Below are 19018 nucleotides of genomic sequence, written 5' to 3'. Positions count from 1 at the left end.
CCGCATGAGTCGCCCGCTGCCCACCATCCATCAGATCACCGACGAGGAAAGCGGACCGTTCCAGCGCCAGCACCTGGACCTGGAGTTCTCCAACGGCGAACGCCGCCGCTTTGAGCGCCTGGTCAGTCGCGGGCATGGCGCGGTGGTGGTGGTGCCCATGCTGGATGCGGAAACGGTGCTGCTGGTCCGTGAATACGCGGCCGGTGTGCACCGTTATGAGCTCGGCCTGGTGAAGGGCCGGATCGACGCGGGCGAGACGCCGCTGCAGGCGGCCAACCGCGAGTTGAAGGAGGAGGCCGGCTATGGTGCGCATCGGCTGGACGTGCTGCGGCCCATGACCCTGGCCCCCACCTACATGAGCCATCAGTCCTGGCTGGTGGTGGCGCGCGACCTCTACCCGGAACGCTTGCCCGGTGACGAACCGGAAGAACTGGAAGTGGTGCCGTGGAAGCTGGCCGAACTCGACCAGCTGATGCTGCGTGACGACTTCTCCGAAGGGCGTTCGCTGGCGGCCCTGTTCATTGCCCGTGAGTGGCTGGGGCAGGGGGCATGATCAAGCTCACCACCGATCTGCGCGAGACCGTCATTGCCATCGCGCAGGATGCGGCCGCTGCGATCATGGGGGTGTACGCCACCGCATTCGAGATCGAACTGAAATCCGACCGCAGCCCGGTCACTGCGGCCGATCGCGCGGCCAATGACGTGATCGAGCGCGGGCTGGCCCAGCTCACTCCGGACCTGCCAATCCTGTCCGAAGAATCCGCGCTGGTGCCCTGGGAGGTACGGCAGCACTGGGGGGCTTACTGGCTGGTGGATCCGCTTGATGGCACCCGTGAGTTCGTAAAACGAAATGACGAGTTCAGCGTCAACATCGCGCTGATCTACCAGGGAGCTCCGGCCTTCGGCGTGGTGCTGGCACCGGTCACCGGCGTCATCTGGCACGCCATGCGGGGCGAGTTGGCCTATCGGCGCGAGGGCATGCACGATTCAGTGCTGCGTGCACGCGCGCCGGCGCAGCCCCCGCTGCGGGTGGCGGCCAGCCGTTCGCACCGAAGCCCGGAAACCGAATCGCTGCTGGCGCGGATGGGCGACATTGAAGTGATCGCCCAGGGCTCATCGCTGAAGTTCTGTCGCCTTGCCGAGGGCACCTTGGATGTCTACCCGCGGCTGGGTCCGACCGCTGAATGGGACACCGCCGCTGGCCAGTGCGTGCTGCATGCGGCGGGCGGCGCGGTGCTGTCGGCGGCCACCGGCAAGCCGTTCCGCTACAACCGGCGTGAGACCCTGTTGAATGGCGATTTCATCGCGCTGGGTGACACCCGGTTGCCCTGGCGCAGCTGGATGCCTGACTGATTTCTTTTTCACGCTGGAGCTGTGATGTCTGCCACCGCCGAACTGGAACGCCTGCTGGGCATCATGGCGCGTCTGCGCGATCCGCAGCAGGGCTGCCCGTGGGACCTGGAGCAGAACTTCGCCACCATTGCGCCGTACACGATCGAGGAAGCCTACGAGGTGGCCGATGCCATCGACCGTGGCAACCTCGATGACCTGTGTGACGAACTGGGCGACCTGCTGCTGCAGGTGGTGTTCCATGCGCAGATGGCCAGCGAGCAGGGGGCGTTCGGCTTCGCCGAGGTGGCCCGCGCGATCAGCGACAAGATGCAGCGTCGTCATCCGCACGTGTTCGCGCAGGTGGACGTGACCGGGGCGGAGGATGTGATGGTCAACTGGGAGGCAATCAAGCGCGCCGAGCGTGCGGCCAAGGGCGATGCCGATACGTCCGCGCTGGCGGGAATCTCGCGCGGGCTACCGGAATGGCAACGCGCAGTGAAGCTGCAGTCGCGCGCTGCGCGGGTAGGCTTTGACTGGCCCGGTCCCGGTCCGGTGATGGACAAAGTGCGTGAGGAACTGGATGAAGTCGCCGCGGAGTTCGCGCGCGGACCGGTAGCGGACAACGCCGCTCGCCTGCAGGAGGAGCTGGGTGACCTGCTGTTCGTCTGCGCCAATCTGGCCCGGCATGCGCAGGTGGATGTGGGTGCTGCACTGCGTCAGGCCAACCTGAAATTCGAGCGCCGCTTCCGCGCGATGGAAGAGGAGGCGGCGCGTGATGGGCAGGCCATGGCCGACCTCGACCTCGACGCACAGGAGCAACTCTGGCAGCGGGTGAAAGCGACCGAGCCGGCGTCGTGAAGACGCTGCTGCTTTTCATTCTGACCGCAGTAGCCGAGATTGTCGGTTGCTACCTGCCCTGGCTATGGCTGCGCAAGGGCGGCAGCATCTGGCTGCTGCTGCCGGCAGCGGCGAGTCTGGCGTTGTTCGCCTGGTTGCTGACCCTGCACCCCGCCGCCAGTGGCCGCGTCTATGCCGCCTATGGCGGCGTCTACATCGGCACCGCGCTGGCCTGGCTGTGGGTAGTTGACGGCATCCGCCCCGGTCGCTGGGACGTGCTGGGCGTCGCACTGTGCCTGGCCGGCATGGCGGTGATCATGTTCGCCCCGCGCACCGCCTGACGCGCAATACCGCAGCGCCGCACGCGTTCCGGGGATGCATCGGCGATAATAGGTTTTGCTTTTCATCCCCCGGACCGTGGTCATGACCCAGAAGACGCTGCTCAACGAAACCCACCGTGCGCTCGGTGCCAAGATGGTCGATTTTGGTGGTTGGGACATGCCCATCCATTACGGCTCGCAGCTGGACGAGCACAATCTGGTGCGCGCCGACGCCGGCATGTTCGACGTCAGCCACATGACCGTGGTCGACCTGCATGGCGAGCAGGTGCGTCCGTTCCTGCGCCGGCTGCTGGCCAATTCGGTGGACAAGCTCAAGGTGCCGGGCAAGGCACTGTACTCGTGCATGCTCAACCCGCAGGGCGGGGTGATCGACGACCTCATCGTTTATTTCCTGGCCGAGGACTTCTTCCGCATGGTGGTCAATGCCTCCACCCGCGAAAAGGACCTGGCCTGGATCCGCGAGCAGGCGGCCGCCTTCAACGTGCAGGTCACCGAGCGCGAAGACTTGGCCATCATCGCCGTGCAGGGCCCGCATGCGCGCGCCAAGGTCATCGGCCTGCTGAACGAGGGCGACCGCGCCGCTCTGGAAAAGCTGGGTCGGTTCGCCGCGGCCGAGGTCACCGGTGCCCAGGGCGCGGCACTGTTCGTCGCGCGCACCGGCTACACCGGCGAAGACGGCTTTGAGATTCTGGTGCCGCAGAGCCACGTGATCGCGTTCTGGAACGCGCTCGCCGCGGCGGGCGTGCGCCCGGCTGGCCTGGGTGCACGCGATACGCTGCGCCTGGAAGCCGGCATGAATCTGTACGGCCAGGACATGGACGAAGCGATCTCGCCGTTCGAAGCGGCGCTGGCCTGGACCGTCGCACTGGACGAAGGTCGTGACTTCATCGGTCGTGAGGTGCTGGAGGCGCAGAAGGCCAGTGGTACCGCGCGCCAGATGATCGGCCTGGTGATGGACGAGAAGGGCGTGCTGCGTCACGGCCAGTCCGTGCTCACCGCCGGTGGCAGTGGCGAGATTCTGTCCGGCACCTTCTCCCCGACCCTGGGCAAGGGCATCGCGTTTGCGCGTGTTCCTGCCGGTGATCCCGGCCAGGTGCATGTGGACATCCGCGGCCGGCAGGTGCCGGTGCGCGTGGTCAAGTTCCCGTTCGTGCGTGAAGGCCAGGCCCAGCCCGGCGTTCTGGCTGAAGGTTGAGTTGGTTACACTACCCCCGTTTTTCTGACCCCCAAATTTTCTCGGAGCAGTTCCATGAGCGAGATCCCCGGCGACCTCAAGTTCCTCAAGTCCCACGAGTGGGCCCGTGTCGAAGGCGACGGCCGCGTCACCATCGGTATTTCCGACCATGCCCAGGGCCTGCTCGGCGACCTGGTCTACGTCGAGTTGCCTGAGGTGGGTGCCCAGGCCAAGGCCGGCGAGCAGATCGCCGTGGTCGAGTCGGTCAAGGCGGCCTCGGACGTCTACAGCCCGATCAGCGGCACCGTGGTCGAGGTCAACTCCGCCCTGACCGACAAGCCGGAAACCATCAACGAAGACGCTTATGGCGACGGCTGGATGTTCGTGGTCGAACTGTCCAACAAGGAAGAGATCAACGACCTGCTCGGCCCGGACGACTATGCCGAGGTGCTGGAGAACGACGACCACTGAGGTCGCGTTCGCACCGAACCGGACGGCCGCCTTGTGCGGCCGTTTTTTTTTCCGACATCGGCGGTGTATCTGTTATCCGTACGTGATGGATGGGGTGATGCGGACACGACTCTGCTCATGCCGGGGTAGTCGAACCGGGTGCGTTCGACGGCATGAGTCGGGTCGATCGAACGCCTTCGGGGTGCGTGATCGATGCCGTCGCGCGTCCGATCGGCGGTCAAAAGTTTGCGCATTTCTGCCAATCCGGAAGAAAAAAGCATGGGTCGATGTGAAAAGTTTTTTCGACCGTTTCGGTCCGGTGTTGCTTCATTGCCGGAGCCATCGGCGGCTGTCACCGTTTCGACGTCGCCGTTCGACCGCAACGCAGGTGTCGTTTGCGAAAGTGCTTCTTTTAAGTGCTTTTCTTTCAGCGGTTGTCTTCGATGCGCCCTCAATGCGTCGGCGCAAGGGTGCCGCCGAAGGCGTCGGCGGGTGTTCCGGACGTCGCTTCCGGAAGCGCGCGGAAGGGTGTCGGCGTGAAAATTTTTCGCGGGGGTTGTTGACAGTCAAAAAAAGCGTGATTAGGTTTCGCCCAGCAGACCTTGCCTGCCAAGAGAGTGAGCAGAATCGACATCCAGTCGCGAAGCACAACCAGGACATCCGCCTCGAGTCCGATGACGGTGGAGTCGGCTTCGCTTCCCTCGGTGAAAAGCAAGGGCACCCCTCATTCGATTCCTGCCGGGTGGTACATGGCAGGCATCACCGTATCCGTCACGACGCGCATGACGCGACGGCGGTCCCCGCTGGCACCAGCTAGCGGGTTTGTTTCAACTGGGCGTTTCAACTCCATAGATCACTGACGAGGAGCCATATCATGGCAACCAAGAAAGCTGCGAAGAAAAAGCCGGCCGCTAAAAAGGCCGTCAAGAAGGTCGCAAAGAAGGCTGCGGCCAAGAAGACCGTGAAGAAGGCAGCCAAGAAGGCAACCGCCAAGAAGGCTGTGAAGAAGGTCGCCAAGAAGGCCGCTGCCCGCAAGGCAGTGAAGAAGACGGCGAAGAAGGCCGTCAAGAAGGTCGCGAAGAAGGCGACCGCCAAGAAGGCAGCCAAGAAGACCGCGAAGAAGGCCGTCCGCAAGGTCGCCAAGAAGGCCGGTGCAAAGAAGGCCGTCAAGAAGGTAGCCAAGAAGGCCGCCGCCAAGAAGACTGCCAAGAAGGCCGTCAAGAAGACCGCCAAGAAGGCCGTCCGCAAGGTCGCCAAGAAGGCCGGTGCCAAGAAGGCCGTCCGTAAGGTCGCCAAGAAGGCCACCGCCAAGAAGGCGACTGCGAAGAAGGCTGTGAAGAAGGTCGCCAAGCGCAAGCCGGCGGTCCGCAAGAAGAAGGCTGCACCGGTCGCTCTGCCGGCAACTCCGGCACCGCTGATCTGATCCATTCCCGATAGCCGTACCTGAAACCCCCTTCCCCGGATGCCCAGCGGGGAGGGGGTTTTTTTTTGCGCCGCAAAGAAAACCGCAATAACGAAGAAGGCGGCCATCGGCCGCCTTCTTCAAATCCATCCGCGCAGGGACACCTTACCGCGGTGACGCCACAGCCCGATCCGCCGAAGCCCCCTTGCGCTTACCCGGTGCCGGCGCGCTGTCTTCCACCATCAGGTTGTCGCTGCCGAAGTCCGTGTCCACGTCCAGCCAGCGCTGGCTCGGCAGGCCCATCGCCTGGTCCAGCACGGTCGGCAGAAGGCCACTGGGCAGGCTGCTCTCACCGTTCCACATGATGGCGATGCCCAGGTCGCGCTCGGGCACGAGTGCCACTAGGCCACGGTAGCCCTGCACCGCGCCGGCATGGAAGATCACTTCATGCCCGGCATAGTCGAAGTTGCGCCAGCCCAGCGCGTAGCCGGCCGAGTGCAGGCGCTGGCGGCGCCAGCCCGAACGCATCTCGCCCGGTGTGTTGATCAGCGTGGAGTGCAGTGTCGCCAGCAGCGGAGCCGGCAGCACGTCCGGACGATGGCCGGTGTGGGCCAGCAGCCACTGCGCCATGTCGCTGGCGCTGGCGTTGACGCCGGCCGCCGGAGCCAGGCGATAGTAGGTCGGCTTCGGGTTCAACGATACCCAGCCATTGCGGCTACGCACGTGCGGGCGAGCCCAGCGCGAGCTCGCCTGGATGCCGGCCAGCCCCATGCTGGCGTCATTCATGCCCAGCGGCTTGAACAGGCGGCGTTCCACCGACTGCTCGTAGAAGCTGCCGGAGGCGGCGTACACCACGTCGCCGATCAGGCTGAAGGCCACGTTCTGGTACGCGTAGCAATCGCCCGGCAGGCACTTGAGCGAGGTCGAGGCCAGCTTGTGGGTCAGCGTGTAGTACTCGGCGTTGGCCTCGATGTCGCGGTCGTAGGCGTTGTAGGGCAGGCCGACGCGGTGGCTGAGCAGGTCGGCCACGGTGAGGCGCTCGGTGGCTTCCGGTGAACTCAACTGGAAGCCCGGTACATAGTCGGTGACCTTGCTGTCCCAGCGCAGGGTGCCGTCGTTGACCAGCAGCCCGGCCATGGTGCCGGCGAAGGCCTTGGACAGCGACGCCAGGCGGAACACGGTGTGGGCATCCACGATCTGCGGGTTGTTGACGTCGGTGACGCCATAGCCGCGCGCGCTGAGCACGCGACCGCCCTGGACGATGGCCACCGCCATGCCCGGTACGCGTTCGCCATAGGTCAGCTGCTGGGCCATCGATTCGATCGCGGCCACGTTGAAGCTCTCAGCCGGGGGCTGCACCTTCGGGGCGAGCGAGGTAGTGCGGTAGGCCGCCGGCTGGGTGTGCGGCACGTTCGGCGCGGCGCTGTTCTCGATGTTGACCGGGAACCCGGCCGGCATCGCCGCCGGTGTCTGCGCGGTGGAAGACAGGGCGATGGGCATCAGCATGCCCAGCAAACCGGTGGCCGCCGAACGGATCGGTCGGCGCCTGCTGTTGTGTTTCATCGTATGGGGCCCGTGCGCGACTGCTGTGACCGATTCTAGCGCCGCTTTTCGTGATTGCACAAACGAAGCGAAGATGAATGCGTATCACATTGAAAAATGGTGATTTTTGTACGCTTTTGACGCACAGCGTCACGTCCCCGTTCAGCTCGCTCCTGCATCCTCCCGGATCCAGTGCGCCGCCCGCTCTGCAATCATCAGCGTGGGTGCGTTGGTATTGCCGCTGGTCAGGGTGGGCATGATCGACGCATCCACCACGCGCAGGCGCTGCAGCCCGTGCACGCGCAGCCGGGGATCGACCACGGCATCGGGATGCACGCCCATCGCGCAGGTGCCAACCGGGTGGTAGATGGTTTCGGCCTTGGCACGGATGAACGCATCCAGCGCCGCGTTTTCCGGGTTGCGGACGTCCGGGAAGATCGGAGCGCCACGCCAGGGGTCGAACGCGGACTGCTCCAGAATCTGCGCTGACATCCGTGCGCAGGCGCGCATCATGGCCAGGTCGTGGCCTTCTGCATCGCCCAGATAGTTGGCCTGGATCCGCGGAGGCGACAGCGGATCGGCATCGCGAAGCGAGATCCGACCCCGACTGCGCGGGTGCAGCGCGCAGGCATGCAGGGTATAGCCGTCCCCGGGCAGCCGGTGCCGCCCATGGTCGTCCAGCATCGCCGGCACGAAATGGAACTGCACGTCGGCACGCGCATCGCTGGCCAGGGGCGAACGGGCGAAGGCACCGGCCTCGGCGATGTTGCTGGTGCCGGCACCGCGGTGGCCGCGCAGGAAGTAGTCGAAGGCGATCCTGGCCTGGTTGGCGCGGTCGTAGCTCACTCCGGGGCGGGTATGCACCAGGGTGCAGATGTCGAGATGGTCCTGCAGGTTGCCGCCGACACCGGGCAGATCGACGCGCGCGCGAATCCCATGCGTACGTAACGCAGCTTCGGGTCCGACGCCCGAGAGCAGCAGCAGGTGGGGCGAGTGGATCGCCCCGGCGCTGAGAATGACCTCCGCGCTCGACCGTGCATGTACGTGCTGGCCTCGATGCTGGTAGTACACGCCGGTGGCGGTGCTGTCCTGGAAGCTGACGGCGCGCACCTGTGCGCCGGTCAGCACGGTGAGGTTGGGCCGCGTCCGCGCCGGCCGCAGCCACGCTGTCGCGCTGGAGCAGCGCGCGCCATTGCGCTGGGTGACCTGATACATCCCGGCACCCAGTTGGGTGGCACCATTGAAATCATCATTGCGTGCATGCCCGGCCTGTTCGGCCGCGTCCACGAATGCCGCAGACAGCGGGTTGTGGTGGCGCAGGTCCGACACCGACAGGGGGCCATCCACACCGTGCAGCGCGCTGGCTCCGCGGCTGTTGTGCTCGCTGTGCAGGAACCACGGCAACACCTGGCCCCAGCTCCAGTCAGTGGCACCGCCGGCGGCCCAGCCGTCATAGTCGGCCGGCACGCCGCGTATGTAGCACATGGCATTGATGGCGCTGGAGCCACCCAGCACCTTGCCGCGCGGCCACCACAGCCGGCGTCCGTCCAGCGCGGGCTCGGGTTCGGTGTACAGGTTCCAGTTGATGCGCCGGTTGTTGACCAGCCGGGCCAGGCCGGCCGGCATGTGGATGAAGGGATTGCGGTCAGCGGGACCGGCTTCGAGCAGCAGCACGTGACAGTGCGGGTCTTGGCTGAGCCGGTTGGCCAGCACGCAACCGGCCGAACCGGCACCGACAATGATGTAGTCGTACATGTCCGTTCCCCAACGGTGAGCCGCCAGCATAGGGCAGAGGCTGGCGGTGTTGCAGTGCATCGTTTACCTTGCGCTGCAATGAGCACTCCGCAATTCCAGGGGGGCGGACGCCCCAGCCTGCGTCAGGCCTTGCGCCAGTCGCCACCGCTGTTGTGGGCGGGGCTGTACTTCTTCTGCCTGCTCAGCGGCTACTACGTGCTGCGCCCGGTGCGCGAAGCGATGGCCGCCTCGTCCGATCTGCAGACAGTGTTCCCGCCGTCACTTATCGCCTGGTTCGCGGGCCACGGGATCGCGCTGCAGGACTTCGTGCTGCAGTTCCTGTTCACCTGCGTGTTCCTGATCATGCTGGTGCTGCAGCCACTGTATGGGGCACTGGTGAGCCGCTATCCACGCCGCGTGTTCCTGCCAGTGGTGTATGGCTTCTTCATCGTCACCCTGCTGGGCTTCTACCTGCTGTTCAACAGCAACGTGCCGGGTCGTGGCATGGCGTTCTTTTTCTGGGTGATGGTGTTCAACCTGTTCGCGGTGGCAGTGTTCTGGAGCTTCATGGCGGACGTGTTCTCCAACGCGCAGGCGCGGGCGTACTACGGCTACATCGGCGCGGCGGGCACGATTGGCGCCTTCCTGGGGCCGATCCTGACCGCCTCGCTGGTGCAGCGGGTGGGCATCGCCAACCTGATGCTGGTGTCGGCCGGCTTCCTGTGCGTGTGCCTGGTCTGCATCTGGCGGCTGCGCCTGTGGGCCGTTGCGCGCGAGCAGCAGGCGCAGCTGGTGTCCGGCGAGACCCCGATGGGCGGCAGCGTGCTGGACGGGCTGAAGCTGATCGCGCGCGAACCGTTGCTGCGCTGGTTGGCGGCGATGGTGGTGTTCGGGGTGGGCGTGGGCACGCTGCTGTACAACGAGCAGGCATCCATCGTGCGCCGCCTGTACACCGACCCGGCGGCAAGCACGGCGTTCTTCTCGCGCGTGGACCTGGCCGTCAACGCGCTCACTCTGGTGCTGCAGCTCGGACTGACCCGCTGGCTGCTGTCGCGCTTCGGCATCGCGCCGGCGCTGCTGATCCCGGGCTTCGCGATCATTGCCGGCTTCTCTGTGCTGGCCGCGTCGCCGCTGCCGGTGATGGTGGCGATCGTGCAGGTAACGACGCGCGCCAGCGAGTTCGCTCTCGGCAAGCCAGCACGCGAGACGATCTACACCCGGGTCGACCGCCAGTGGCGCTACAAGGCCGGCGCGGCCATCGACACGGTCGTTTACCGGGGCGCGGACCTGAGCTTCACCTGGCTGCACAAGGGGCTGTCGCTGTTTGGTTCGTCGGTGGTGTTCATCGGTGGCGTCGCCGCGGCGGTGATCATGACCGCGTCGGCATTTGGCGTGCTGCGTGAAGAAAAGAAGCTGCCGGTGGAGCGGTCGGAGTAAGCTGTCAGCCTTCCTTCGAGGCTAGCCCATGTACTGGACCGCGCTGATCCTGACCCTGGTGGTCGCCCTGCTGCACGTGTACTTTCTGGTGCTGGAGATGTTCCTCTGGACCAAACCGCTGGGCCTGAAGACCTTCCGCAACACGCCGGAGAAGGCTGAGCTCACCCGTGTGCTTGCGGCCAACCAGGGCCTTTACAACGGCTTCCTCGCCGCCGGTCTGTTCTGGGGCCTGTTCGACCACCTGCCGATGCTGGTCAACTTCATGCTCGGCTGCGTGATCGTGGCTGGCCTGTACGGCGCGTGCAGCGTCAACAAGCGCATCTTCTTCATCCAGTCCGTGCCGGCCATCCTCGCTGCTATTGCCTGGTGGTTCGTCCCGGCGTGATCGGGTGACGCGGCCCATCGGGCTGCGATTGCAATCGGTACGTAGAGCCGGGCTTGCCCGGCGACACGGATCGCCCGCAACCAGGTGATGCCGCAAGCGCAAAGAAAAACGGCGGACCGAAGTCCGCCGTTCTCATGAATCCCTCAACCGCGCGTCACGCCGCCTGCGACTGCGGGTCCTTGCCCTGGCGGTCGTAGTAGGTGGCCGAACGCAGTTCGTGCGGATCGAAGTCGTCCACGGTGATCGTGTCCAGGGTCAGCGTGCGCAGCTCTTCCAGCAGCGTGCGCTCGTCCTGGCTGATCACGCCTTCGGCAACGGCTTCGTCCAGCTGCGAGGCGAAGTCCAGGGCTTCGATGCCCTTGGTCTTCAGTGCCTTCAGGAACTTGCGTTCCACCGGCTCGGCCATGATCGCCTTGGCCAGGTAGCTGTTGATGCGGCCACCCGGGTTGTTTTCGCACGGGGTCAGGAACACGCCATTGGCCAGACGGTCGCGGGCTTCGCCCGGGGCCATCAGCAGTGCGGCGACCCGACGGCTCAGGCGGTCGCCCGGGGCTTCGGCGCGACGGCCGAACGGGAAGATCAGCGCCCACATAAGCCAGCCGATAGGACGGATCGGGAAGTTGCGCAGCGCCGCCGACAGCGACTCTTCGATCTTGTGCACGCTGTCATGGAACGCCCAGGCCAGCAGCGGCTGGTCGGCCGTCGGCGCGCCTTCGTCGTGATAACGCTTGAGCATCGCGCTGGTCATGTAGATGTGGCTCAGCACATCGCCCAGGCGACCTGACAGCGATTCCTTGAACTTCAGCTTGCCGCCCAGCGTCATCATCGAGATGTCCGCCATCAGCGCCAGGTTGGCCGAGTAACGGTCCAGCTTGCGGAAATAACGGCGGGTGTACGCGTCACCCGGAGCTGCACCGAAGCGCGCGCCGGTCAGGCCGAACCAGAACGAACGCACCGCGTTGGAGATGCCGAAGCGGATGTGGCCGAACAGGCTGCGGTCGAAGGCCTGCAGACCGGCACGGGTGTCCGGGTCCTGCGCCGCCTTCATTTCCTGCAGCACCCACGGGTGGCAGAGGATCGCACCCTGGCCGAAGATCAGCAGGCTGCGGGTCATGATGTTGGCACCTTCCACGGTGATCGCGATCGGGGCCGCCTGCCAGCTGCGGCCGGCGAAATTGCGCGGCCCCAGGATGATGCCCTTGCCGCCGATCACGTCCATCACGTCCGAGATCACTTCACGGCTCATGTTGGTGCAGTGGTACTTGGCAATCGCCGACGGCACCGACGGCACGTCGCCACGGTCCACCGCAGCGGCGGTGGCCTGCGACAGCGCGCTGATCTTGTACGCCTTGCCGCCAATGCGGGCCAGCGCTTCTTCTACGCCCTCGAAGCGGCCGACCGACAGGCCGAACTGCTTGCGGATGCGCGCGTAGGCACCGGTGACCACTGCGCCGGCCTTGGCACCGCCGCTGGCGGTGGAGGGCAGGGTGATCGAACGGCCCACGGCCAGGCACTCGTTGAGCATGTTCCAGCCCTTGCCGGCCATCTCCGCGCCACCGATCAGCTGGGTCAGCGGAATGAAGATGTCCTTGCCGCGGATCGGACCGTTCTGGAAGGTCGAGTTCAGCGGGAAATGGCGACGGCCGATTTCCACGCCGGCGGTGTCACGCGGCAGCAGGCCCAGGGTGATGCCGATGTCGCGGGTGGTGCCGATCAGGCCGTCCGGGTCGTACATGCGGAAGGCCATGCCGATCAGCGTCGCGACCGGGGCCAGGGTGATGTAACGCTTGTCGAAGGTGAGCTTGACGCCCAGCACCTGCTCGCCGTTCCACTCGCCCTTGCAGACGATGCCGTAGTCGGGGATCGAGGTGGCGTCGGAACCGGCAAACGGGCCGGTCAGGCCGAAGCAGGGCACTTCGCGGCCATCGGCCAGACGCGGCAGGTACAGGTCCTTCTGCGCCTGGGTGCCGTAATGCACCAGCAGTTCACCCGGGCCCAGCGAGTTCGGCACGCCGACGGTGGAGCTGACCACGCTCGACACCGACGCCAGCTTCTGGATCACCTTGTGGTGAGCCAGCGCGCTGAAGCCCAGGCCGCCGTATTCCTTCGGAATGATCATGCCGAAGAACTTGTTCTTCTTGATGTAGCTCCACAGCTCCGGCGGCAGGTCGGCGTGGACGTGGGTGATTTCCCAGTCGTTGACCATCTTGCACAGCTCTTCGACCGGGCCATCCAGGAAGGCCTGTTCTTCAGCGGTGAGCTGCGGCTTTGGGTAATTGAGCAGCTTGTTCCAGTCCGGGTCGCCGGTGAACAGCTCGCCCTCGAAACCGACCGAACCGGTTTCCAGCGCGATGCGCTCGGTCTGCGACAGGGGCGGCAGCACCTTGCGGAACACCTTCATCATCGGGCCGGTCAACAGCGGCTTGCGGATGAACGGCAGCAGCAGCGGCACGGCAATGACCGCCACGACCGCGGCCGCAACGATGGTCGCGGTCTGGTTGACGTAGGGAATGAACCAGCACGCCGCCAGCAGCGCAAGGCTGAGCAGCGTCCAGGTGATCAGGCGCATCCGGTGGTAGGCGACGAACGCGCCTGCCAGCAGGATGGCAAGGAAGGGAATGACAAGGCTCATGAGCGTGCTCCGGTGACGTGCTCGGTTGCGGCGGACAGTGCCACGGCGGAGGCCGAGGGCAACACGTCCAGATAGTCCAACACAGTGGCGGTAAAGGCATTGTTGTCATCACCGGCGACCATGTGTGTGGCCTCCGGCAGCTGCACGTGCCGTGCATGTGGCACCAAGGCCAGGAATTCGGCCACCGTCTGCGGGGTGACCAGATTGCTGCGCCCGCCGCTGACCAGCAGCACCGGGCATTTCACCTGACGCGCCGCTTCGGCAAGCGCGTCCTGGTGCTGTTCGCTGTCGCGGGCCAGCTCGGCCACCAGGCGCGGATCCCAATGCCAGCGCCAGCGGCCGTGGCCGTCTTCGCGCAGCAGGGCGCGCAGCGAGCTTTCGGACTTGCGCGGGCGATGCGGCATGTAGGCGGAGATCACGTCGGCAGCCTGGGCCAGCGACTCGAATCCGTGCGGATGCGCGGTCATGAAGGCCAGAATGCGCTCCACCCCAGCTGTGTCCCAGCGCGGCGTGATGTCCACCAGCACCATCGCCGAGAACAACCCCGGCCAGCGGGCCTCGGCCAGCAGGCCGAACAGGCCGCCCATCGAGGCAGCGACCAGGATCGGCGGCTGCGGCTGTTCGCCGGCCAGCACGATCAGATCATCAGCGAACTGTTCGCCGTGATAGGGCAGGTCGTCGGCATTCCAATCCGAGTCGCCATGACCGCGCGCGTCGTACGCCAGGGTCTGATAGCCGGCAGCCACCAGTGCCTGCGCGGTGGCCGTCCAGGCATGCCGGGTCTGGCCAAAACCATGCGCGAACAACACGGTGCCGCGGCGGCCTGGCCCAGATTGGCTGACCCCCAGCACGCTGTCGTGCGCGGCGGTGACGCGCGCATCGGTGAAGGCGGTTGATGTAGTGATGGGCGTTACCATACTCGCTAGTATGGACCTGCCGTCGAGCAAGTCAATACCCCTCGGTATGGTGGCCGTGAAGGCCCGCCCCATCGGGGTCTTCGCGTTGACCCGATCTGTCAATTCCACACAAACCAACCTCGGCGTATGGTTAAATCATCAGCATGAATGAACCTGAAGCTTCCGCCGGCGAGCCCCGTGCCGGCCGCAACAGCCGCCTGAGTGCGGAGGACTGGGCCCAGGCGGCTCTGGATCTGATCGCTGAACAAGGCGTGGGCGCGGTGGCGGTGGAGCCGCTGGCCCGGCGTCTGGGGGTGACCAAGGGCAGTTTCTACTGGCATTTCCCGTCGCGCGATGCGCTGCTGCAGGCGGCGCTGGAGCGCTGGGAGCTGTTCGAGCAGGAACAGGTGTTCGGCAGCCTGGAAGACGTGCCTGATCCGCGTGCGCGTCTGCGCCAGCTGTTCCAGGTGGTCGCGCACGAAGTGCAGCCGCACATCATCTACAGCGAACTGCTCAAGGCGCTGGACCATCCGATGGTGCGCCCGGTGATCGACCGCGTTTCGCACCGCCGTCTTGAATACCTGGTGGCCTCGTTCCGTCAGGCGGGCTTGAGCCGTACCGATGCGCAGCACCGCGCGCGCCTGGCTTACGCGGCGTATGTCGGCTTCCTGCAACTGTCGCTGCAGTTGCAGCAGCCCAAGCAGGCGCGCGAAGACTTTGAAGCGTATGTGGAGCACGTGATCGAGACGTTGATTCCGATCGGTTGAGTGCGATCAGAAGCTCTGAGAAAGGCCACGGAAACGTGGCCTTTTTCGTGTCTGAAGCCTCGATACGCGATCGCATGATGCACAAAAAACAACGGCCCCTTTCGGGGCCGTTGCTGCATCAGGTGCTGATCAGTGGATCGATCAGAACTTCTGCTTGTACTGCATGTAGTAGTAACGGCCCGGCAGGTCGTACTGCGGGTCGAACATGTTGTAAGCCACGACGTACGAGGTCGGCGGCTGCTTGTCCCACAGGTTGTTCACGCCCAGCATGACGGTACCGTTCCACGGAGTGTTGTAGCGGAACTGGATGTCGTGGTAGGTGGTGGCACCGATGTGGTTCGTGCCGCCTTCCGGATCGGAGCAGTAGGCCGTCGCCAGTGCACCGCTCAGGTTGCACTCTTCGGTCATGCCCGACTTGTAACGCAGACCGTAGTTGACGCCGAAGTCCTGGAAGGACCAGTCGACGTACAGGTTCGAACGGATGCGCCAGTACGGATCCTGGTTCAGGTAGTCACCCTGCAGGCCTTCCGCCTGTGCGTCGGCCGTCGGCTTGGTTTCCCACTTGCTCAGGTAGGTGCTGTCCCAGTTGATCGAGAACTGACCGAACGAGGTTTCCGGCAGGCGGTACATCAGGCCCAGATCCCAGCCTTCCACCTTGTAGGAGGACAGGTTCTGCAGCGGCATGTTGACGTTGACGATGGTGTAGTTTTCTTCGTCAGCACCGTAGTTCGGATCACGCGTGATCAGGCCGCAGTAGATCGCCTGCTGCTGCGCGGTGCCCTGGTAGCAACGGTCCAGGATGTCACCGATCGCCGGACGGGTGATCGCGTCTTCGATTTCGATCTGCCACCAGTCCAGGGTGACGTTCAGGCCCGGGGCGAAGCTCGGGCTGAACACCAGGCCCAGCGTCTTGCTGGTCGAGGTTTCCGGCTTCAGGTCCTGGTTGGCCTGCCAGGTGAACGGCTCGACGGTCTGGATGGAACCAGCTTCACCATCGGTGTTCGGCTGCACGAAGCCGATCGGCACGCCTTCCGCCGCACAGCGGGCAGCCACCGACGGGATGTCGCGCAGGCCATTGGGAACCGCACACGGATCGGCGTAGGTTTCGAACGAATCTGCATCACCGCGGAACAGGTCGTTGATGCTCGGCGCGCGGAAGCCTTCCGAGTAGTTACCGCGGATCATCAGGTCATCGATCGGCTTCCAGCGGAACCCGAACTTGTTGTTGGTGGTGTTGCCGAAGTTGCTGTACTTCGAGTAGCGGGTGGCCACGCTGAAGTCGAGCAGCTTGGCACCCGGCAGGTCAGCCAGCACCGGGATTGCGAATTCCAGGTAGAACTCGTCCAGGTCGTACGAACCGGCGGTCGGGCTGGCACCGTTACCGGTGCTCAGGCCGGCGGCGATGAAGGCGTCCGGATCGAACTGGCCGCTTTCCTTGCGGTATTCGTAACCGGCAGCGACGCCCAGCGGACCGGCCGGCAGCTCGACGATGGTCCCGGAGATGTTGGCGTAGTAGCCCTTCGAGACCTGGGTGTTGGAGTCGTGCGCGGTGAAGGTGGTGTAGTCCAGTGCCGCCTGCGAGATCGAGCCCAGGCCGCCAATCGGATTGATCGGTGCACAGCCCGGAATGATCGCGCCGGAAGCATCGAAGCACACGGCAGCGCCGGTCACCGGGTCGATACCCGACGGACCGTAGGCCTCGTTCAGGCGACCCAGGTTCAGCAGGCCGTAGGTCAGGTCGTTCTGGTCGGTCTTGTCGTAGCGGTAGCCGACGTCCCAGTCGAAGGTACGGTCAGCGAACTCGAAGAAGCCTTCGAAGCCGCCGTAGAAGTGCCAGTTCTTGACGTTCTGGTTGAACGAACGGCCGCCGGTTTCATTGAAGCGACGGTTCACGCCGGTCAGGTTGACGCCGTAAGGGTTGTACATGCTGGCGGCGCTGAGGGTCATGTTGGTGACCGGCATGGCAGCCAGCAACTGCTCGGACTTGCGCTCGTTGTACATCGCTTCCGTGCGGAAGGTGATGTTGTCGGTGACGTTGTACGAGCCCGATGCGAACAGCGAGGTGCGCTCCTGCGGGGTCAGCAGGTAGTTGTCTGGCGCGGTGTTGTAACCGTGGACGCTGCTGACGAACGGGGTCTGCACGCCGTCGATGTTGACGTAGCGACGGCCGCCGAGCAGGTAGGAACCCGGAATACCGGTGCCGCTCTGGCCGCTGAAGAACGGCGGGCCACCGGCGGAGATCTTGCGATCGCCGGCCATGACTTCCTGTTCCTTCACGTACGCAGCGCCGATCATGATCGAAGCGCGGTCGGTGGTGGTGCCCAGGGTGAAGTCATAGGCTTCGCGCTCGCCGTCGCCCTGGCTGTACTGGCCCTTGTAGAAGTTGGCTTCAGCACCGTCGAAGTCGCGCTTGGTGACGATGTTGACCACGCCGGCGATGGCGTCCGAACCATAGATGGTCGATGCGCCGTCCTTCAGGACGTCGATGCGCTCGATCATGGCGACCGGAATGGTGTTCAGGTCGACGCTGCCGTCCAGACCGGTGGTCCAACGACGGCCGTTGACCAGCACCAGGGTACGCTGGGAACCCAGGTTGCGCAGGCTGATGCCGGAGGAGCCGTCACCGCCGTTGTTGAAGGTACGGTTCAGGGCGGCACCGTTGGCGGCGACGCGCTGCAGGATGTCGGCGACCGAGGTCACGCCCTGCTTGTCGATGTCCGCGCGGGTCAGGCTCAGCACCGGCTGCGAGGTTTCGATGTCGGTGCTCTTGATGCGCGAACCGGTAACCGAGATGCGATCCAGGTTGGTCGTCTCGGCGGCTTCCTGAGCCTGGGCGGCGCCCATGCCCGCGCCGACGACCAGAGCCGCCAGCACTGCATCACGCAGCTTGTTGGACTTAAAGTTCATTGCTCTCTCTCTCCAAGGGAATCTTGGGTATTCACTGGGGTGTGTGCCTTAGGGCGGTGCCAAACGGAGCACCAAAGACCACAAGGCTGACTCGATACTAACTCCCACTTCGCAAGAATTAAAGTAGTGTTAATGAAGTCTGTGATCTATGTGAAATTCGGCAAAGTCCTTGTGGGCCAAGGCGTTCGGGGTGGTGGCACGGACAATTGTTAAAAAAACGTTATGAAAATAGTTGCGACTGATGTGTAACGGTTTGTATCCGCCAGCCAAGGAAGTTTCGCCGAAGCAAACAAAAAGCGCGCCGGAGGCGCGCTTTCGATTGGTGCCAAGATGAACCGGATCGCCGGTCAGAGATCCTGCTCGTACCGCACGTAAGGCACGGTGCCTTCGTCATTGCTTTCGTTGCGCGGAGCGAACGGGTTCTTGCCGCGGGTGATCACGTTCTCCGCCCCTACCGTAAGCTGGCCGCTCCACGGGGTGCGCCAGGTCAGGCCCAGGCCCAGACCTTCCCACTTGCCGGGCTGGCCGGGCACGTCGACCACGCGGCCGATGATGTTGCCGCTGAAGTTGCCGTAGCCGGCCCCCAAGGTGAGGCTCTTGCTGTCCCAGCGGTCCACCAGGGCCGGGGAGACGTCGGACAACGGAACCAGGCGTGCCTTGGCGTAGGTGCCGCCGATCGACACGAAGCCTTCGCGACCGATGTTCTTCTGGCCGAACACAGTGAGGTCGTTCTGCTCGGCGCGCAGCGCCGGCGACTTGTTCGGGCCGGCCAGCCACGCCGGCAGGCTTTCACGGCCTGTGCCGGCGGTGATGCCGAGGCGGCCGCCGGGGCGGTTGAAGGCAGCCGTGCCGGTGACGCGGCGGCTGAGCGGACTGTCTTCGTCATCATCGCCGAGGCTGGCCAGCATGCAATGGCTGGCCAGGCTGCTCATGCTGGCCCCGCCGCCGCTGCTGCTGCACAGCAGGCCCAGCGAATCGCCCGACGACAAGCCAAACGCCGCATCGAGCGAACTGCGCCCGAAGTGCCAGCGCGCACCGGCAGCCTGTTCACCGGTGGGCTCCAGGTACAGCAGGGCCTCGACTTTGCCGCTGCCCTTGTTCCACACCGGCAGCACCGTGCTGTCGGCACGCGCCTTGGACTGCGCATACGCGCCCGGGATCGCGGCAAGGGCGATCATCAGG

Annotated in this window: 17 protein-coding genes; 10 read left to right on the top strand and 7 right to left on the bottom strand. The window is 64.9% G+C overall.

The genetic code is table 11. The features are described 5' to 3' along the window. The first annotated feature begins 4 nt into the window (after positions 1 to 4). From nudE to gcvH, 6 genes are all read left to right on the top strand, one after another. Entirely contained in the window at positions 5 to 553 is a 549-nt protein-coding gene (gene nudE, locus PDM29_RS02265) for an ADP compounds hydrolase NudE (protein WP_311192283.1), read from the top strand. After that, complete coding sequence (gene cysQ / locus PDM29_RS02260) at positions 550 to 1353, top strand: 3'(2'),5'-bisphosphate nucleotidase CysQ (RefSeq protein WP_311192282.1); 804 nt, start codon at positions 550 to 552, stop codon at positions 1351 to 1353. Before nudE ends, cysQ begins: the two co-directional genes overlap by 4 nt. Positions 1354 to 1377: 24 nt before the next feature. Then, entirely contained in the window at positions 1378 to 2190 is an 813-nt protein-coding gene (gene mazG / locus PDM29_RS02255) for a nucleoside triphosphate pyrophosphohydrolase (RefSeq protein ID WP_311192281.1), read from the top strand. Beyond that, entirely contained in the window at positions 2187 to 2510 is a 324-nt protein-coding gene (locus PDM29_RS02250; RefSeq protein ID WP_311192280.1) for a YnfA family protein, read from the top strand. The genes mazG and PDM29_RS02250 overlap by 4 nt, the downstream gene beginning before the upstream one ends. An 82-nt stretch (positions 2511 to 2592) precedes the next feature. Continuing rightward, entirely contained in the window at positions 2593 to 3705 is a 1113-nt protein-coding gene (gcvT, locus tag PDM29_RS02245) for a glycine cleavage system aminomethyltransferase GcvT (RefSeq protein WP_311192279.1), read from the top strand. Between the two features lie 54 nt (positions 3706 to 3759). Beyond that, a complete protein-coding gene (gene gcvH, locus PDM29_RS02240; protein WP_311192278.1) occupies positions 3760 to 4155 on the top strand; it encodes a glycine cleavage system protein GcvH in 396 nt (131 codons plus the stop codon). A gap of 430 nt (positions 4156 to 4585) precedes the next feature. Here the strand turns inward: gcvH and PDM29_RS02235 are convergent, their stop codons facing one another. Beyond that, positions 4586 to 4849, bottom strand: coding sequence for a hypothetical protein (locus PDM29_RS02235; RefSeq protein WP_311192277.1), 264 nt, complete (start codon positions 4847 to 4849; stop codon positions 4586 to 4588). A 159-nt stretch (positions 4850 to 5008) separates the two neighbouring features. Between PDM29_RS02235 and PDM29_RS21010 the strand changes: the two genes are divergently transcribed. After that, entirely contained in the window at positions 5009 to 5557 is a 549-nt protein-coding gene (locus PDM29_RS21010; RefSeq protein WP_425508704.1) for a hypothetical protein, read from the top strand. Between the two features lie 144 nt (positions 5558 to 5701). Here the strand turns inward: PDM29_RS21010 and PDM29_RS02225 are convergent, their stop codons facing one another. Continuing rightward, positions 5702 to 7099 carry a serine hydrolase domain-containing protein gene (locus tag PDM29_RS02225; protein ID WP_311192276.1) on the bottom strand — a complete coding sequence of 466 codons (1398 nt, stop codon included), beginning with the start codon at positions 7097 to 7099 and terminating at the stop codon, positions 5702 to 5704. 141 nt (positions 7100 to 7240) lie between these two features. Next, positions 7241 to 8833 carry a GMC family oxidoreductase gene (locus PDM29_RS02220; protein WP_311192275.1) on the bottom strand — a complete coding sequence of 531 codons (1593 nt, stop codon included), beginning with the start codon at positions 8831 to 8833 and terminating at the stop codon, positions 7241 to 7243. A gap of 78 nt (positions 8834 to 8911) precedes the next feature. Here PDM29_RS02220 and PDM29_RS02215 point away from each other — a divergent pair, with 78 nt between their 5' ends. Together PDM29_RS02215 and PDM29_RS02210 are read left to right on the top strand one after the other, a co-directional pair. Beyond that, entirely contained in the window at positions 8912 to 10249 is a 1338-nt protein-coding gene (locus tag PDM29_RS02215; RefSeq protein WP_311192274.1) for an NTP/NDP exchange transporter, read from the top strand. A 28-nt stretch (positions 10250 to 10277) separates the two neighbouring features. Next, entirely contained in the window at positions 10278 to 10634 is a 357-nt protein-coding gene (locus PDM29_RS02210) for a DUF1304 domain-containing protein (RefSeq protein WP_311192273.1), read from the top strand. Positions 10635 to 10788: 154 nt separating this feature from the next. On the opposite strand, the gene PDM29_RS02205 is transcribed toward PDM29_RS02210, so the two are convergent. Together PDM29_RS02205 and PDM29_RS02200 are read right to left on the bottom strand one after the other, a co-directional pair. Further along, a complete protein-coding gene (locus PDM29_RS02205) occupies positions 10789 to 13266 on the bottom strand; it encodes an acyl-CoA dehydrogenase (RefSeq protein ID WP_311192272.1) in 2478 nt (825 codons plus the stop codon). Continuing rightward, on the bottom strand, positions 13263 to 14183 hold the full coding sequence (locus tag PDM29_RS02200; protein ID WP_311192271.1) for an alpha/beta fold hydrolase: 921 nt from the start codon (positions 14181 to 14183) through the stop codon (positions 13263 to 13265). The genes PDM29_RS02205 and PDM29_RS02200 overlap by 4 nt, the downstream gene beginning before the upstream one ends. A 143-nt stretch (positions 14184 to 14326) precedes the next feature. On the opposite strand from PDM29_RS02200, the gene PDM29_RS02195 reads away from it, so the two are divergent. Continuing rightward, positions 14327 to 14929, top strand: a complete 603-nt coding sequence (locus PDM29_RS02195; RefSeq protein WP_125357883.1) for a TetR/AcrR family transcriptional regulator — start codon at positions 14327 to 14329, stop codon at positions 14927 to 14929. A 141-nt stretch (positions 14930 to 15070) separates the two neighbouring features. Here PDM29_RS02195 and PDM29_RS02190 read toward each other — a convergent pair whose 3' ends face one another. Both PDM29_RS02190 and PDM29_RS02185 read right to left on the bottom strand, forming a co-directional pair. Continuing rightward, on the bottom strand, positions 15071 to 17836 hold the full coding sequence (locus PDM29_RS02190) for a TonB-dependent receptor (RefSeq protein WP_311192270.1): 2766 nt from the start codon (positions 17834 to 17836) through the stop codon (positions 15071 to 15073). A gap of 347 nt (positions 17837 to 18183) precedes the next feature. Then, complete coding sequence (locus PDM29_RS02185) at positions 18184 to 19014, bottom strand: XOO1806 family protein (RefSeq protein WP_425508739.1); 831 nt, start codon at positions 19012 to 19014, stop codon at positions 18184 to 18186. Positions 19015 to 19018: the final 4 nt, after the last annotated feature.

The sequence above is a fragment of the Stenotrophomonas oahuensis genome, from assembly GCF_031834595.1.
GTDB lineage: Bacteria > Pseudomonadota > Gammaproteobacteria > Xanthomonadales > Xanthomonadaceae > Stenotrophomonas > Stenotrophomonas oahuensis.
The sequence above is the reverse complement of the archived record's forward strand: the minus strand, read 5'-3'. Positions and strand labels throughout refer to the sequence as shown.